At 47.3% G+C, this 16,552-nt stretch carries 13 protein-coding genes and 1 tRNA gene; 10 read left to right on the forward strand and 4 right to left on the reverse strand.

Annotated elements, in window-relative coordinates:
• Positions 1 to 148: 148 nt before the first annotated feature.
• From OKC24_RS00880 to OKC24_RS00905, 6 genes are all read left to right on the forward strand, one after another.
• A complete protein-coding gene (locus OKC24_RS00880; protein ID WP_228257550.1) occupies positions 149 to 382 on the forward strand; it encodes a BapA/Bap/LapF family prefix-like domain-containing protein in 234 nt (77 codons plus the stop codon).
• Positions 333 to 578: a BapA/Bap/LapF family prefix-like domain-containing protein gene (locus OKC24_RS00885; RefSeq protein ID WP_228257549.1), complete on the forward strand. Its 246-nt coding sequence runs from the start codon at positions 333 to 335 to the stop codon at positions 576 to 578. Before OKC24_RS00880 ends, OKC24_RS00885 begins: the two co-directional genes overlap by 50 nt.
• Complete coding sequence (locus OKC24_RS00890; RefSeq protein ID WP_265464526.1) at positions 550 to 3,951, forward strand: Ig-like domain-containing protein; 3,402 nt, start codon at positions 550 to 552, stop codon at positions 3,949 to 3,951. Before OKC24_RS00885 ends, OKC24_RS00890 begins: the two co-directional genes overlap by 29 nt.
• A gap of 9 nt (positions 3,952 to 3,960) precedes the next feature.
• On the forward strand, positions 3,961 to 7,263 hold the full coding sequence (locus tag OKC24_RS00895; RefSeq protein WP_265464527.1) for a BapA/Bap/LapF family large adhesin: 3,303 nt from the start codon (positions 3,961 to 3,963) through the stop codon (positions 7,261 to 7,263).
• A gap of 6 nt (positions 7,264 to 7,269) precedes the next feature.
• A complete protein-coding gene (locus OKC24_RS00900; RefSeq protein WP_228257547.1) occupies positions 7,270 to 7,662 on the forward strand; it encodes a type I secretion C-terminal target domain-containing protein in 393 nt (130 codons plus the stop codon).
• A gap of 72 nt (positions 7,663 to 7,734) precedes the next feature.
• On the forward strand, positions 7,735 to 8,055 hold the full coding sequence (locus OKC24_RS00905) for an MGMT family protein (RefSeq protein WP_130144150.1): 321 nt from the start codon (positions 7,735 to 7,737) through the stop codon (positions 8,053 to 8,055).
• A 48-nt stretch (positions 8,056 to 8,103) separates the two neighbouring features.
• On the opposite strand, the gene OKC24_RS00910 is transcribed toward OKC24_RS00905, so the two are convergent.
• Positions 8,104 to 8,544, reverse strand: coding sequence for a universal stress protein (locus OKC24_RS00910; RefSeq protein WP_005008236.1), 441 nt, complete (start codon positions 8,542 to 8,544; stop codon positions 8,104 to 8,106).
• A gap of 304 nt (positions 8,545 to 8,848) precedes the next feature.
• Entirely contained in the window at positions 8,849 to 9,244 is a 396-nt protein-coding gene (locus OKC24_RS00915) for a hypothetical protein (RefSeq protein WP_130144149.1), read from the reverse strand.
• 181 nt (positions 9,245 to 9,425) lie between these two features.
• Between OKC24_RS00915 and OKC24_RS00920 the strand changes: the two genes are divergently transcribed.
• A tRNA-Met gene (locus tag OKC24_RS00920) sits at positions 9,426 to 9,502 on the forward strand.
• A 246-nt stretch (positions 9,503 to 9,748) separates the two neighbouring features.
• Here the strand turns inward: OKC24_RS00920 and OKC24_RS00925 are convergent.
• Both OKC24_RS00925 and OKC24_RS00930 read right to left on the reverse strand, forming a co-directional pair.
• Positions 9,749 to 11,374: an NAD+ synthase gene (locus tag OKC24_RS00925; RefSeq protein WP_130144148.1), complete on the reverse strand. Its 1,626-nt coding sequence runs from the start codon at positions 11,372 to 11,374 to the stop codon at positions 9,749 to 9,751.
• A gap of 369 nt (positions 11,375 to 11,743) precedes the next feature.
• On the reverse strand, positions 11,744 to 12,253 hold the full coding sequence (locus OKC24_RS00930) for a hypothetical protein (protein WP_130144270.1): 510 nt from the start codon (positions 12,251 to 12,253) through the stop codon (positions 11,744 to 11,746).
• Positions 12,254 to 12,397: 144 nt separating this feature from the next.
• On the opposite strand from OKC24_RS00930, the gene OKC24_RS00935 reads away from it, so the two are divergent.
• The 3 genes from OKC24_RS00935 (at position 12,398) to OKC24_RS00945 (ending at position 16,520) form a co-directional block, all read left to right on the forward strand.
• Complete coding sequence (locus tag OKC24_RS00935) at positions 12,398 to 13,888, forward strand: AAA family ATPase (protein ID WP_252151875.1); 1,491 nt, start codon at positions 12,398 to 12,400, stop codon at positions 13,886 to 13,888.
• Positions 13,876 to 15,318 carry a VWA domain-containing protein gene (locus OKC24_RS00940; RefSeq protein WP_131275993.1) on the forward strand — a complete coding sequence of 481 codons (1,443 nt, stop codon included), beginning with the start codon at positions 13,876 to 13,878 and terminating at the stop codon, positions 15,316 to 15,318. The genes OKC24_RS00935 and OKC24_RS00940 overlap by 13 nt, the downstream gene beginning before the upstream one ends.
• A 245-nt stretch (positions 15,319 to 15,563) precedes the next feature.
• Positions 15,564 to 16,520: a metal-dependent hydrolase gene (locus OKC24_RS00945; protein ID WP_005008248.1), complete on the forward strand. Its 957-nt coding sequence runs from the start codon at positions 15,564 to 15,566 to the stop codon at positions 16,518 to 16,520.
• Positions 16,521 to 16,552: the final 32 nt, after the last annotated feature.

Raw genomic sequence — 16,552 nt, forward strand, 5'->3', positions numbered from 1 at the left:
TGCTAGCAATATAAAAAAAGCGTGATATAAAGCACACAATTAAAAATATTGCTAATGATTTGTATTTAAATAAATTATTAAATAAAACAAATCGTTAAAAAAATTAGAACTTAATAAGACCTTATTAAAAGAAATAGATAGTTTAGCTATGACGCAAATTTCTGTGATCGCGAAAGAAAGCCACACGCTGTTGAATCAGGTTGATTCCAATACTGTGAGCCTATCTGAAAATTCAGTTGTTGCTGTTAAAATCCCCAAAGAAGATGTTGCCTCGATTACCCGCAGCGGCGACAGCGCAATGATCAATTTAAAAAATGGTCAAGTCATTGTTGTTGAAAATTATTTCAGCATGGCCAATCCAGACAACAGCTTGGTTTTTTGAGGGTGAAGACGGAAGTTTGTATTGGGCAAAATTTACCGATGAAACAGGCGCAATTGCGGATGTCATTCAATATCAGCCCTTAAGTGAAATTGAGCCGTTGCTGTATAAAGATTCCTTAACGGGCGTGATTTTGCCTTGGGCGCTTGGCGCAGGCGGTGCCGGCCTGATTGGCGCGGCAGCCAGCGGCGGCGCCTAAAAAACTCACCGTTTTTGAAGTTGCGGATAATGCTGCGCCAAAGATCGGCAAGCTCGCATCAGGTGATGTATCCAATGATAAAACCCCTGTGGTATCCGGCAGCGGTGCAGAGCCAGGTGCAGCAATTAAGGTTTATGATGCTGGACAAGTGATTGCTTCGGCGACAGCAAAAGCAGACGGCACATGGAGTGTTGAAGTCTCCAAAGAACTGCTGGACGGCGCGCATTCAATTACGGTCACACAAACAGTGAACGGCGTAGAAGGGCCAAAATCGGATGTTTTGGATTTCACTCTAGATACGAAAGTTCCAGCGGTCAGTATTGATGATCTGGGTGAAACCAATAACAGTAAACCGGTGATTTTAGGTCAAACGAATGAACCGAAGTCTGAAATTGACGTCGTCATCAAAGATCAAAACGGCAATGTGATTGACGGCGGCAAAGGTGTTGTAGACGCTAACGGCAACTGGACGTATATGCCAAAGAATCCGTTGCCTGAAGGCGCATATGGCGTAGAAGTAAAAGCTAAAGATTCTGCCGGCAATGAATCGGCAGCATCAGGCAGCGGTTTAGTGGTCGATACTACGAAACCGGCTGTTTCAATTGATCCGCTTAAACCTACCAATGATGATACTCCTGCTATTCAAGGCGCTGCTGAAAAAGGCGCAGCGGTCAAAGTGGAAATCAAAGATGCTGGCGGCAATACCGTAGAATCCGGCAATGAAGCAGTGGATGGAAACGGCAACTGGACATATACGCCCAAAGCATCGCTTGCAGACGGCGCTTATACTGTGGCGGCCACTGCCACTGCCACTGATGCGGCGGGCAATAGCGCTTTTGCAGCAGATGCAAATTTAAAAATTGATACTGTGCCTCCGACGGTAGATATCAATGATTTATTTGCTGCAGCGGCATCCCGCATGCTGATGAGTGTTGCAAGCGCAACTGCATCAACTGTGCCGCAGACCAATCAAATCAAGCCGACTTTCTCTGGTTCATCAACCAAGAGTATTGAAGTCATGATCTATTTGCAGGATGGCACTGGCAAAACGGTGGATTCAGGCTTGGCAAAATTAGATACAGCAACTGGCAAGTGGACGTATACGCCATCGCATGATTTGGCAGAGGGCTATTACATGCTTCAAGCCATTTCAAAAGATGTGGCAGGCAACCAAAGTGAGCCGGCAGCCAAAGAATTTATTGTGGATATTCAATCGCCAATTATTGAAATTCAAGATGTTGGTTTAAGCAATGATGCGACTCCAGATGTGAAAGGCAAGGTCAATGAGCCGGCGTCTGCCGTGACAGTGAAAGTGGTGAATGCGGCTGGAACCATCATTGAAACAGGAAAAGCGGCAGTTGCATCAGACGGCACATGGAAATATACCGTCAGCGCAAATCTGGCCGATGGCGCTTATCAGATCACAGCCAATGCAAAAGATAAGGCAGGCAATGTCACAGCAGATGTCAGTGCATCAGCGCAAATTGATACCGCAGCGCCAACGTCAGTATTGACGGTTAGCCCAAATGGCGACGTGACAATTTCATTCAGAGAAACTGTGAAAGGTTTCGATCTATCAGGTATCACGGTACAAGGCGGTAAATTAACTCATTTGGTTCAGCAGGCAAACGGCAGCTGGACAGGCCACGTAACGGCAGACGGCACTACGGGCGCATCAGGCAGCGTAACTGTGAAAATTGCAGATGGCAGCTATACTGACTTTGCCGGTAATGCAGGCAAAGGTGCTGTTTCCGCAAGTGTGGATGTGCCAAGTCTTGACACAATTGCACCATTTGCATCTATTTCAATAGCTGCAGATGGTGCGGTCACTGTAGTTTTCAGTGAGCCGGTCAAAAGTTTTGAACCTTCAGATCTTAAAGTTGCGGGCGGGAACCTGCTGGATTTAACCGAGCAGCCAGACGGCAGCTGGACAGGCCATGTTGCCGCAAATGGCACTACAGGCGCTTCAGCCCAAGTCGGGATATCTATTTCAGCTGGGGCATATACAGATTTGGCCGGCAATTTAGGGCAAGCTGCATCAGGTTCTGCAGTTGTGCCTAGCCTGGATACGACAGCCCCTGCGCCAACTTTAGCTTTAGATGAAAATGGTCATTTAACCATCACCTTCAATGAGCCGGTGAAAGGCTTTGATGCTTCTGATGTCAAAATGGATGGCGGTACCGTCAGTGGCCTGAGCCAGCAATTGGACGGCAGCTGGATAGGTAAAGTGACAGCCCATGGAAATACAGGTCTGCCTGGCAGTGTTGTTGTCTCTATTGCGGACGGCAGCTATACAGATCTCGCAGGCAATGCCGGCAAAGGCGGATTTATTTATGCAGCGGTTCCAAGTGTAGATACTGCAGCACCAGCAGCAAGCATCAGCATTGCGCTCGATGGTGAGGTGACGATCAGCTTCAGCGAGCCGGTAAAAGGCTTTGACGCATCGGATGTGAAAGTTGCAGGCGGCACATTGCTTGATTTAGTACAGCAGCCAGACGGCTCTTGGAAAGGCCATGCTGTGTCAAATGATCCAACAGGCACACCTGGTAAAGTTGAACTTAGTATTGCTACAGGTGGATATACAGATCATGCGGGCAATCCAGGTCAAGCCGCTGCACAGTCACAAACTGTGCCAAGCATTGATGTCACAGCGCCGTCATCATCTATTCAATTAAGCGCGGATGGCGATATTGTCATTTTATTCCATGAACCGGTAAAAGGCTTTGATGCATCGGATGTGAAAGTGGCGGGCGGCACATTGATCAGCTTAACAGAACAGGCTGATGGAACTTGGACAGGCAAAGTCGCTGCCAATGGCACTACTGGCACAGCGGGAAGCATTGCCGTTGAAGTTGCAGCCAATAGCTATACTGACCTTGCAGGCAATGCTGGCCAAGGCTCAACAGCAGTTCAAGTGATTCCGAGCATCGACAGCACAGCACCAGTTTCGGCCATGACGCTGGATGCGGACGGCAGCCTCCGCATCAGCTTCAGCGAAGCGGTAAAAGGCTTTGACGCATCAGATGTGCAAGTGTCGGGCGGAACTGTCAGCGGCTTAAGCCAGCAGGCGGACGGCAGCTGGACAGGCCATGTAACGGCGGACGGCAGCACGGGCGCTTCGGCGCCAGTAACGGTCACGGTTACCGACGGCAGCTACAGAGACCTTGCCGGCAATGCAGGCAAAGGCAGCAGCGCGAATAATGTCAGCGTGCCAAGCATCGACAGCACCGCGCCGGCAGTAATGATTGGTTTAGATGAAAATGGCTTGGTTAAATTCACTTTCAGTGAAAAAGTATTCCACTTTAATGCAGCAGACGTTAACGTTACAGGCGGCACTTTAACTGATTTTGTAAAAGTATCAGATACGCTGTAGACCGCAAAAGTGCAGCCAGCGGTTTCAGGTGTGACCAACTTTGTTAAACTTGCCATTGATGCCGGTTCCTATCAGGATCAAGCCAGCAATCAAGGCCTGAAAGGAGATGCCAGCGGCGATATTATTCCGCCGACAGTTGGGATTGATGACTTTGATTTCTTTGCAGCATCATTTGCCGCGCCAGTTGCAATGTTCGCTGCACGCACAATGCTGGCTGCTGCGCCATTGCCGCCAGCAACGAATAATCCATCACAAACGTTCTCTGGCACATCCACGAAAAGTGTTGAAGTCAGAATCCATATTTATGATTCTTCAAATCAGCTGATTGATTCGGGTTTGGCGAAACTGGATACAGCAACCGGGCGCTGGACATTTACGCCATCTAAACCTTTGGCAGATGACTTGTTTACGCTTGAAGCGATTTCTACTGATGCCAGCGGCCTCGTCAGCGCTCCGTCGTATAAAGATTTCATTATTGATACGGTGAAGCCAGAGATTGAAATTGATCAAGCTGGCACAGCTGCAGATGCGGCTCCAAGCTTTAGCGGAAAAACAGAAGCGGGTTCAACGGTCACTGTGACAGTAAAAGACAAGGCTGGCAATGTTGTTGAAACGGGTGCAGGCATCGTAGATGCTCAAGGCAGCTGGACATACAGCGCGAAGGCGCTTGCAGATGGTGACTATACTGTAGAAGCGGCAGCCAAAGACCGCGCAGGCAATGTGAGTGATAAAGCCTCGACACCGCTGACAGTGGATACTCAAGCTCAGCTTGACGGTTTGACAGTCACAGCAAATGCAGACGGCACGGCAACGCTGAGCGGCAAAGCAGAACCGGGTGCGACAGTGGCCGTGAAAGACCCGAACGGCAAAGACATTCCAGTCACGGTCAATCCAGACGGCACATTCACGGCATTAGTTCCTGCGCCGGCAGCTGAAGGCATCTACACAGCCATAGCAACAGATCAGGCAGGCAATCAAAGCCATACAAGTGATGATTTAACCGATGCCACTGTGCCTGGATTGCTGACAGCAGAAGTGAATCAGAATGATGGCGCAACAGTCTTTGGTCAGGCGCAGCCGGGTGCATTGATTACTGTTTACAGTACTGATGGAAAAACGGTATTGGGCAAAGGCACGGTTGATTCTTCTGGCCGGTACACAGTCAGCCTGAATCCTGCGCAAGTGGATGGTGAAAGCGTTAAAGTGACTGCAAAAGATCCTGGAGGCGAGTCATTGCCGAAAATGGCATCTGCGCCTGATCTCTATGCGCCAGATGCACCTGCAGCTCAAGTGACGGCGGATGGCAAAGCCATAACAGGATCTACAGAGCCCAATGCGGAAATTACGGTTTATGGCGGCAGCAAAGGTACGACTGTGCTGGCTGTCGGTAAGGCCGATGCCAATGGCGGCTATACCGTTGCATTGAATCCTGCTTTGGTGGATGGCGAAGCCGTTAAAGTCACGGCAAAAGACCCAGGCGGCGAATCTCTGGCTGCTCCTGCTATTGCCCCTGATTTGTATGCGCCAGCAGCGCCTGAGGCCGCCTTGGATGCTCAGGGGGAAAATGTCACAGGCTATTCAGAGGCTTTTGCTGAAATCACCGTCTATTCTGCAGACGGCAAAACGATTTTGGCGCAGGATAAAGCGGATTCAGCAGGGCATTTCAGTATTCAGCTTCCTTCAGCGCTAACAGATGCACAGCAGATTTTGGTGACTGCGCGGGATAAGGGCGGTGAATCTGATCCGAAAGCACTGATTGCACAAAGCATTGCAATGGATGCTGCAGATAATTTAGTTACTGCAAATGTGAACTTTATCTATCCGGTTGAAGAAACCCGCACATCGAAGCTTTTCAATGTGTTTGATGCGGTCAATATCGGCACGAAAACACATGCCGGCTATTTCAATGTAGGCGATCAAGAAATTGGTGAAGCGACCATCAGTGTAAAAACAGGCTCATTGGTGAATCTGTTTGATAAAGCGGAAATGCGTTTGTTCCAAATGGATGCAGATGGCAGCTGGAAGCTGATTGCATCGAATAAAGATTCTGGATTGCTGGATATTTTTGGACTATTTGGAAAAGGCGCTGCAGTGCGCGCCAATAATCTTCAGCCGGGCAATTATAAGTTTGAATTTGTCGGCGGCTCGGCGATTGGCCTATGCACTTCAGTCAGCGCAAATCTGTCGCTGAATGTGTTTGATACTTCGGTCAATCCGGCGGTAAGCGGGACTGCTGAGGCAACTGGAAACGTCATCAGCGATACTGATTCGGTATATGGAAAAGACAGCGTTCCTGCTGGCTCGGTCATCAGCAGTGTAAACGGCCAAGCGGTAAATGGCGCCACGGTGATTGACGGCGCTTACGGCAGCTTAACCATCCAGAAGGACGGTTCTTACAGCTATGCGCCAAAAGCAGATGTGGCGGCAATCGGCAAAGCGGACGTGTTCAGCTATACCGTCAAAGATCCTGCCAGCGGGAAAGAAAGTGCGGCAGAGCTGATCATTCATATTGGCACACAGAGTGATCTGGCGCTGAACTGGAATGACAGCCATCCAAAAGAGGATGCTTCTACAGTCGCAGCGACAGACAACAAGGACTTCATTGGCGTTGATGCATCAAATACAGTCACGGCCGGAAAAGCCGGCTCTATCAGCTATAGCTGGGCCATAGGCGCGGGCGGAACAAAGTCCGGCTCAACCAAACTGACGGTTGCTGACGGCACCATTGAAGATGTGAAAATCAGCTTTGGTTCGGTTCAGCTCGCATCTTTCTTGGGCGGAACAGTGGTCAATATCTATGACAAAGCGCATAAATTGATTGCCACAACTGGCGCCTCAACGCTGATCGATATTATTACCTTGCTGCCAAATGGAAACAGTTTGAGTTTGAACGGATTAAAAGCCGGCGAATATACTGTTGAGGCCATTACAAACAAGGGCTTCAGCATCTTTGGCAGTGTTAGCGCGACCATCAGCCGCAGCGTGATTGATCTGGATGACTTTACGGTGAAATCTGCCGCTGTGCAAAGCAAGGGCAATATCTTCAGTGACAATGACGGCCACGGCACAGATACGCTGGCCTCTAAATACACAGATCTGTATATCTCGAAAGATGGCGGTTTGACTTACACCGCGGTGAAGAGCACGGGAACTGAGATTGAAGGGCAATACGGCAAACTGAACCTGAAAGCGGATGGCAGCTATACGTATACGGCCACCGATGCAAAAGCGCTTTCGGGCCATTCAGAAGAATTTACCTACAAGCTGGCTGCGCCAAATGGTGATGCGTCTACTGCTACACTGAGCATTTAAGCCAGTGTGAATTTTACTGCAAGTACAGGCAATGATGTGATCACCAGTACCGCTGGAAATGATGTATTTAATGCCAAAACGGGCGCAGATACTATCATTTTCAAAGTGCTGAACAGTTCAGATGCTGCTGGCGGCAATGGCCATGATACATGGGCGGACTTCAGCAAAGCGCAAGGCGATAAGATTGACGTCAGTCAGCTGCTGCAAGGGCAGGGTATCGATAAGAGCAATATTGGCCAGTTTATTTCTGTTGCAGGCGATGGGAAAGGCAATACCATTATCAGCATTGACCGTGACGGCCTGTCTGCTAAAGCGCATGATAAGGTGGAACTGCTGACACTGAAGAACACCGACATTGGCCTCCAGGAGTTGCTGGATAACAATCATCTGGTGTTCTAATTTTACCGCGATGGTGCAACAATAAGAGAGCCTTAAGGCTCTCTTATTCATTTCTAGGCGCAAAAGCATTATATGGCAAAGCACAGTGACGAACTTGCTCAGCAGATCCTGGCTGTGGTTGACTTGATTCCGCAGGGGCAGGTGGCATCGTATGGTCAAGTGGCGCGTTTGGCGGGGTTGCCTCAGCATGCGCGCTTGGTCGGCTACGTGCTGAAGCACCTTGATGCAGGCACAGATTTGCCATGGCATCGGGTGATTAACAGCCAAGGGAAAATCAGCCTAGGCAAGTTGGATGATGATGGGGCTAATGTGCAGCAGCAGAAATTATTGGCGGAAGGTGTAGCCGTCATCGCCGGAAAAATTGATTTGAAAAAATATCAATGGAAAGGATGAGTCTTGCAAGACAGCGCCTGCAAGACTGTATTTGGACATAGCAATGATTTATTTGCGGACAACCATCACAGGAATGTCAGATGAACCCAAGACGCTTTGCGCAACACTGCCGAGGAAAAATTTCTTCAGCCCTGTACGGCCATGAGAGCCAATAATAATCAGATCTGCTTGAGCATCTTGAGCTGCTTTGACAATTTCAGTATGCACTGTTTGCCCTTCAAGCAGTTTCGTTTCAACATCAATGCCCTGCGCCGCTAATTTAGATTTGACGGCACTTAAATTATCCACAATCGATGTGCGCGCACGTTCAATCAGGTCATTGGTTTGCGTTGCAGAAATATATTCAGCCGCGATATACGGATCGAGCACCATGACTTGAACGACGGTAATTTTACTGTTAAATGTTTTAGCAAAATCAGTCGCTTTTGCCACGGCGGCAAGAGAAGTTTCGGAACCGTCTACAGGGACTACAATATTTTGAAATGACATGATAATTCTCCTTATTTTTCAGCATTTTTAGAGCAGGCACATACTGCTCATTGTATATAAAACAATAGCCTCAGCTTGATCATAGCGCGAAACAAAATGAAAGAAAACCTAGCAAACTCATATGGATATTTTAAAGATTATCAAATAATTCAAAGAATATTAATAACTTATCTGTGTACAGTTTGTTGCTAAAATGTGTTGCTGATATTTTATTCAACTAAAGTTTAAGAATGTTTTTTATTAAGCCGGCTTAAGGAAAATAAAAAGTAGGCCAAAAACTTGCTTTGGCCTGCTTAGAATTGGCTTATTCACATTGAATTGATTTTTCATCTAATTTTATCATCGGCGCATTATCTTGATAAAACGCTAATATTTGCTGCTTTTCATCGCCAAAGAGCTGCTGCTGCAGCTGGGAAATTTTCTTTTCACTGAGGTGCAAATGGGCGCAATGCAGTGCAATTTGGTTTTGCTTGGCAATTGCAAGGCGTGTCGGGCCATCCTGATCGCTGTAATGACGCAGCAGCTGCTGCGCTTTGCTCAGCTGTGCAAGGCTGCGCTTCTGCTGCATGCTGAGCAGCGATTGGCTATTAATCCATTTTGCAGCATCCATGCGTACGCCATTGTAATCGACAAAAATAGGGGAAATGAGCTGGCAGCCGGCAAGGCTCAGCACTAGGCTTAATAAAATGGTCTTTTTCAATTTTTTTTACCTTTGGAATAACTGTGTAATTTTTAAATAAAAATGTGAAAATCGCCATAAATAATTGCTTTGCTGCTTATTTTTTAGCAGCTTGATGCGGGCTTGATTAAAGTCTGCGCATTTCTGCAGAAAAAAGCTTGACGATGCCTGCTGAACTTTAGATAATGCGCACACAGTTTAAGGCTATGTAGCTCAGTTGGTTAGAGCACCGCACTCATAATGCGGGGGTCACAAGTTCAAGTCTCGTCATAGCCACCATTTTAAAAGACCAAGCTCTCAGCTTGGTCTCTTTTTTTGTCTGAAGAAAAGTGCCGCAGAGTATTCTTCAAATCATGTTTTAATGTTTCACTGTATGCGAATTCATGTCCTTACAGTGAATGAATAATACAGCAAAAAAGGCGGCTTAAATATCTCTGCTGCTGACCGGATTGCCAGAGGCAAAGATGAAAAGCAGCCGCCATAAAAAAGCCCAAATTTCAGTTTGGGCTTTTTAATAAACGCTGCTTAAATACCGGGTTTCCAGCCATTGACGATTGGGTAGCGGCGTTCACGGCTGAAGGCGCGTGAACTGATGCGCGGGCCAATTGCGCCTTGACGGCGTTTATATTCATTGAAATCGACTAAGCGGATGACTTTGGCAACCACTTCTGCATCGAAGCCTTTGGCAATAATGTCATCTTGGCTCATGTCTTCTTCAATGTAGGCATATAAAATGGCGTCCAATACATCATAAGCAGGCAAAGAGTCTTGGTCAGTTTGATCTGGGCGAAGTTCCGCAGAAGGCGGGCGGGTAATCACACGCTCAGGAATCACCGGTGTTTCTGAAATGCTGTTGCGGTATTTTGCCAGCTCAAACACGATGGTTTTATATACATCTTTCAGCACCGCATAGCCGCCAACCATGTCGCCGTATAGGGTGCAGTAGCCGACCGACAATTCAGATTTGTTGCCGGTTGACAGCACCAAATTTCCGAATTTATTTGACAGCGCCATCAGCAAAGTGCCGCGTGAACGCGCCTGCAGGTTTTCTTCGGTTGCATCCGCGGGCGCATTGCCAAAGAACGGATAAAGTGTCTGCATGAAGCCGGACACAATCGGGTTGATTTCGGCGATGCCGAAAGTCACGCCCATGTTTTTCGCCTGTTCCGCCGCATCTTCAACACTGATTTGCGCGGTGTAGGTATAGGGCATCATCACTGCCTGCACTTTATCAGCGCCAATCGCGTCGGCGGCAATCGCCAAGGTCAAAGCCGAATCAATACCGCCGGATAAGCCTAAAATCACGCCTGAAAAGCCTGAACGCTGCACATAATCACGGGTTGCCAGTACCAGGCTTTGGTAAATTTCAGCCATGGTGCCCATGACAGGGGTAATCGCGCCTTTGATAAACGCTTTTTGCCCCGTATCATATTCAGCGATATACAAATCTTCTTTGAAGCTCGGCGCTTGCAGCGCGATTTCACCGTCTTTGCTTATCACGAAGCTGGTGCCGTCAAAAATTAAATCATCTTGACCGCCGACTTGGTTGCAGTAAACCAAGTTCAAATTCATTTGTTTGGCCAAAGCCGACATGGTTTCAATGCGGTGCTGCGGTTTGCCGACTTCATAAGGCGATGCATTCAGCACCAATGCCGTTTCAACATTCAGCTGCGTCAATTGCTGAACCGTTGGCAGCGCCCAGACATCTTCACAAATCAGCACGCCAAATTTGTGGCCGAGGTATTCAAAGACCAAATGCTGATGGCCTTCAGTGAAATAGCGCTTTTCATCAAATACGCTGTAATTCGGCAAGTTCTGCTTATTGTAGATGCCCAGAACCTGACCGTCTTTCATGACGGCAGCGGCATTATAGCGCTGGCCGTCTGCTGTTTGATTGACAAAACCGAAGACTAAAACGATGTCTTTAATTTCTGCCAGTTTGTCAAAAGCCTGCTGAGTGCGTTTGCTGAGGCTTGGGCGCAGCAAAAGATCTTCTGCTGGGTAACCTAAAGTAGAAAGTTCAGGAAAAACAATAATATCGGCATTTTGTTTTTTCGCTTGATTTGCCTGCTCCAGCATTTTTTCGGCATTTGATGTCAAGTTGCCAGTATGTGGAGAGAATTGGGCAAGCGCAATTTTAAAACTATTCATTCCAACTAAATCCTATTCCTATAGGGGGTGAATGCACTAAAAAAACTGATTTTTATTATGAGTATTATTCAGCAGAGTGCATTTTGATACTAAAAATACAGCCATAAAGGCTTAAAAAACATCATTTAAGCGATGATATAAAAATCTTCTTGCGCTTTGTAAAGCATTTCAGACCTGAGGCTATTTTAGCTGAAATTGACTTAGATGCTAGAGCCAATTCAAAGGTTTTAAATCGAATATGAGCAGGAACTATGCCAATCGCGGCGCTGCTGCATCTACTGGGTTAAATTTGTTAAAGAAATAGCGCTCAAGGATGAAAATTTCAGGCGGATAAAGGCCGAAATATCGGAGTGCATAGAAGAAAAAATGCTATGGGCGCGGCCGCCTGTCCTCGGGGAACAAGATCATGTTGCGAATGCGCTTAAAAAAGATATCACGGGCGATATCTCCCTGCTGTTCAATATTGTAGTCAAAGTACTTCTTACCGGCCTGAAGCCGATATGCGTAGGGATTGTATTTGCCGAAACTTAAAAAGAAAGCGCTTTGCAGCAATGCGCCCCGCAGCAGGACATTGATGTTTTGCTGATACTGATAAATATGCGCCATTTCATGAATAAAAAGCCCTTGATAGGGAAGGCTCTCCAATGAATAGTCGTTGCTGAAGCAAGGCGAACGGGCGTGAATATTGCCGCTGGGCGCCATTACAATATGCCTGGGCTGCCACGGCAAATACGGATGATTCATCACTCTGACTTTAGAGTAGTCAATCAGGCCGCCAAAAACGCTTTGGCACAGCGCAATCTCGCCTGACGTCAGCCCGCGGCATTTAAAGCGTTCCAGCTTTAAAAGTCGAATCAAGAGCGGCATAAAATTGAACATAGGGCAATGGCGGTGGCTGAGTACTGCCGATAAAGATAGCAAATTTTTAGGGCTGATTTTTAAAATCGTTAAATTTCGCAAACCGCTATTGCGCCGTTACAATAGGATTCTCTTTTTTCAGTGATGTTTTTTATGAAAGCGCGAATGCATGCACTCATTTCCCAAGTCAGTGAACAGATGTATGAGCGCGAGCAGATTATGGCGCTGAGTCTGCTGGCAGGCATTGCAGGCATGAATACCTTTTTGTACGGTTCACCGGGTACAGCCAAAAGCCTGATCTCCCGCCGCATAGCTTCTGCTTTTGAAGTAGGCGAATATTTTGAATGCCTGATGAACCGCTTCAGCACGCCGGAAGAAATTTTTGGCCCGGTATCGATAAAAGCTTTAAAGGATGATCAGTATCTGCGTAAAACAGAACATTATCTGCCTAAGGCCGATTTTGCTTTTTTAGATGAAATTTGGAAGGCCAGCCCGGCCATTTTAAATACGCTGCTGACACTGGTCAATGAAAAAACTTTTAAAAATGGCGACATGATTCAGCATGTGCCGTTAAAAGTATTAATGAGCGCGTCCAATGAAATTCCTGAACCCAATCAAGGTTTAGATGCACTGTATGACCGCTTTATCCTGCGTTTAGTTGTGCCGCCTATTCAGCAGGCGCAAAATTTCCATGCTTTGCTGCAAGCCAAGCCCAGCGCAGCCAAAATAGAAGCGGCGGATGACCTGCGCATTAAAAAGCAGGAACTGCAGCAGTGGCGCGAACAAATCCATCAGGTGCAGCTGCCGGCGGAAGTTTTGAAAATTTTTGATGCGGTCAAGCAATCTTTAACTGACAGCTTTGAGGAGCATGCCGTTTATGTCTCTGACCGGCGCTGGCAGCGCGCAGCGTATTTGCTGAAAGCTTCCGCTTTTATTAATGACCGCACTGAAGTGAATCTTTTGGATCTGTTTATTTTAAAGCACTGCTTATGGAACCAGATAGATGACATTGATTTTGTTGCGCAGATCATAGAACAGGCGATTTTAGAGATTGGCTTGGATTCAGATCTGGATTTGGCCAGCAGCATTGCGCAAAAAGAAGATGCCGAACAGCGGATTCTAAATCATTTTTATTATACCGATGAGGTTTATGAGAGCTATTTGATCTGCGGCCGTGAGTATTTAAAAGCCGTGACCAACTTGGATCATCATTATCAGGATAAAGTACTGTATTTAGAGCTGGATAAAATGGACAGCAAAAAAGATTTCTTTGCCGTGGATGAAAGCGGTGAGGAAATCCGCGGCATCGTCTGCAATTTCAATGGCGGGCGGCAGTGCACGTTAAAAGGCGGCTATTACGGTTTAGAAGAAGCGGTGACACCTTATATTAAATATCCGAAGGGCAGTGCGCGTACCCAGCTGTCAGCGCAGGTTCAATATGACCTGCTGCATGAGGTGCAGGCGCTGCAAAGCAAGCTGAGCCAAGATTATGCCGTGCTGCGGCAGAGGGTTGAAACGGCATCAGCGCATTTTGATTCAGACTTTGCCGCGCAGGAAGATTCAGCCAAGCTGAAAGCACAGCTGGCTCTGACGCTGCAGCGTTATGATCTGCAGCGTCAGGACTGCCAGCGGTTGGAACGCTTATGCCGAAATTAAAGCTGCAGTCTGCCCAGCAGACAGCCAATGCGCTGACGGCAGTTACCGATCAGCTGTATGAGGAACTTCGCCAGTCCACATTAAAGCATTGGCTGGACGATGAAAAAGCGGCCAAGAAAATAGATGAAAAAGTGCATGCATGGGCTTATCAGGCTAAATCCAGCCTAGATCAGCAGCACCCTTATCAGGCGGTACAGCAGCAGCTGGAGGCATGGTTGGAAAAAAAGGCGGTTTCAGGCATTGAATTGGAGCTGATGCAGCAGCAGTTTCAGGATTTTCAGCAAGGGCTGGGCATTCCTGTTTTGGGGGATTTATGGCAATTTCAGCAAAATGCAGTGCAGTCCAAAACCGCACTGCATCTGCAGTTTCAGCTGCTGCAGGAAAAATGGCAGCGCAAACTCACTGAAGCTGTTGCACAATGGGAATTTGAACAGCTGGCGCTGCAGCGTGATGCCTTTTTAGATGAAATTAAGGACTTTTTAGCCGCTTTGCAGAAAATGGCGAAACATAAGGATGCCTTTGGCGCAGATACCGGCATCTTTATTGATTACTCTAAAGGGCAGCTGACGGAACAGGATGTACAGCAGTTTGAAATGTGGAGCAATTATTTAGCGCAGGACAAAGCGCTGCAGAAGCTGTGCCAAATAATGGGCAGCGCCGAGCCTTCCAAATATAAACGCAAACCTTTAGCGGTGAATCCTGTGCAGGCGCAGCAAGCCCTGCCGGATCAGCGCGCCTTTGAAGAAATTACCGGCATCCATTTGTCTCAGCATTTGAATTTGGCGTTGCCCAGTGAGCTGGCGCTGCTGTCAGATCTGGATTTGCAGATTTTATTTGATCTGAAATATTTGGAATCGAACCTTTTGGGATTTCATTTGCAAGGCGAACAAAGCGGGCGCGTGATTGATGATCCGCGCCGGACCCGTAAAATGCGGGGTGAAAAAGGCCCGATGATTCTGTGTCTGGATACCAGCGGATCTATGCATGGACAGCCTGAATTGATTGCCAAAGCCATCAGCTTGTATTTGGCCATGCAGGCCATGAAATCTAAACGGCCCATGCATATCATCAACTTTTCGACCAATTTAACGGCCTTGGAGTTGCAGCAGGGCGATGCGCTGGATGACGTGATTCATTTTTTAAGCCAGTCCTTTCATGGCGGCACGGATATTGTTCCCGCCATGCAGCATGCGGCAGACATGCTGCGCCAGCCGAATTTCAGCCATGCCGATGTGTTGGTGATCTCGGACTTTATCATGGGCGGTTTGCCGCCTGAATTAATGGAAGGCATTGAGCAGCTGCAGCAGCAGGGGGTCGGCTTTTATGCGGCGGCTATTGGCAACTTCCGTATTGACCATCTGAATGACGCCTTGTTTGACCATCAATGGGTGTATCAGGCGAATACCGGAAAAGTAGAACAGCTGAATTAACTGGATCAGCAGGAGTGCAAAAAAGGCCCTGACCTTAATTGATATAAAGTTGGCATTGAATGAAAATTTCAAGGCCTTATTGTCTGACAATATTTTCAATCGGCAATATTTGCCAATTCAAAGATCATTTCTGCAAATGGCTTCATGGCGCGCATGTCTTAATTTTTGATCATATCCCTCAGTATTGTTTGCTGAGACTTGATGCTTTCGCAATTGAATGCGAATACAAAAAAAGAGTAAGCGCTATGCAAATAATCAGTCCAATCAAAAAAGCATTCAGCAGCGTATTGGCTGGCCCGGTTTTTAATGCCGCCAAGCAATCCGCCATTATCCCGATCCGGCACATGAAGTTTGAATTTGAGCCAGAGAAGATTGATCCTAAATTTTATATGAATGCAGAACTGGCCAGCGCCTATTTTGCATCGCTGTCGATTTTTCTGACTTTTGGCGAAGATCTGGTGATTGATACGGCGCGCTATCACCGCGATTTTGTGAAAGATCCTTTGCTGAAGCAGCGGGTAACCTCATTAATTGGCCAAGAAGCGCTGCATTCTAAGCTGCATGAAGAAATGAATGATGCCTACATGGCGATTGATCTGCCGGTGAAGCTTTTCCGAACCTTGGCGGGCTATGTCTTTGATTATGGCTTTAACCGCCTGCCGCAGCCGATGAAACTGTCGCTGATGGCGGGCATAGAGCATTTTACCGCCGTGCTGGCGGAATACATGATGAACCATGAGCAGATCTTCTTTGATTCTCAGGATGAAAAGCAGCGCGCTATTTGGTTGTGGCACATGCTGGAAGAGTCAGAGCATAAGGATATCGCCTACGATGTCTTTCAAAACCTGTCCAATAACTATGCGCTGCGGGCGGCGGGATTCTTTGCAGCCCTGACCACCATTTTAGTGCTGATTTCCGCGGCTTCACTTGTGGTGCCGTTTTACCGCAAGCCTTCCAATCTGATCAGCGGCGCATATTGGAAAGATGTGCCGCGCAGTTTTCAGCTGATTTTTGGCTTAAAAGACGGCGTTTACGGCAGCAGCTGGAAGCATATTTTTGACTATCTTCGTCCGGGTTTTCACCCGAATGATTATGATACTTCGGCATTTTTAGAGTATTACAAAGAGCGCCTGCTGCATCCGGAAACTGGCGTGCTGACGCCGTATTTTATCAAAGAATTCACACCGGCTTTAAAAGCGTGAATTGCGCAGAAGACAAAAAGAAAAAGGAAAAG

It is taken from the genome of Acinetobacter entericus, from assembly GCF_026168575.1.
GTDB classification, from domain to species: domain Bacteria; phylum Pseudomonadota; class Gammaproteobacteria; order Pseudomonadales; family Moraxellaceae; genus Acinetobacter; species Acinetobacter bouvetii.

What these genes read in the sequence shown, in the direction of transcription:
- OKC24_RS00880 (WP_228257550.1), top strand. Translation starts at nt 149, where the DNA reads ATGACGCAAATTTCTGTGATCGCGAAAGAAAGCCACACGCTGTTGAAT.
- OKC24_RS00905 (WP_130144150.1), top strand. Translation starts at nt 7,735, where the DNA reads ATGGCAAAGCACAGTGACGAACTTGCTCAGCAGATCCTGGCTGTGGTT.
- OKC24_RS00910 (WP_005008236.1), bottom strand. Translation starts at nt 8,544, where the DNA reads ATGTCATTTCAAAATATTGTAGTCCCTGTAGACGGTTCCGAAACTTCT.
- OKC24_RS00925 (WP_130144148.1), bottom strand. Translation starts at nt 11,374, where the DNA reads ATGAATAGTTTTAAAATTGCGCTTGCCCAATTCTCTCCACATACTGGC.
- OKC24_RS00930 (WP_130144270.1), bottom strand. Translation starts at nt 12,253, where the DNA reads ATGTTCAATTTTATGCCGCTCTTGATTCGACTTTTAAAGCTGGAACGC.
- OKC24_RS00935 (WP_252151875.1), top strand. Translation starts at nt 12,398, where the DNA reads ATGCATGCACTCATTTCCCAAGTCAGTGAACAGATGTATGAGCGCGAG.
- OKC24_RS00940 (WP_131275993.1), top strand. Translation starts at nt 13,876, where the DNA reads ATGCCGAAATTAAAGCTGCAGTCTGCCCAGCAGACAGCCAATGCGCTG.
- OKC24_RS00945 (WP_005008248.1), top strand. Translation starts at nt 15,564, where the DNA reads ATGCAAATAATCAGTCCAATCAAAAAAGCATTCAGCAGCGTATTGGCT.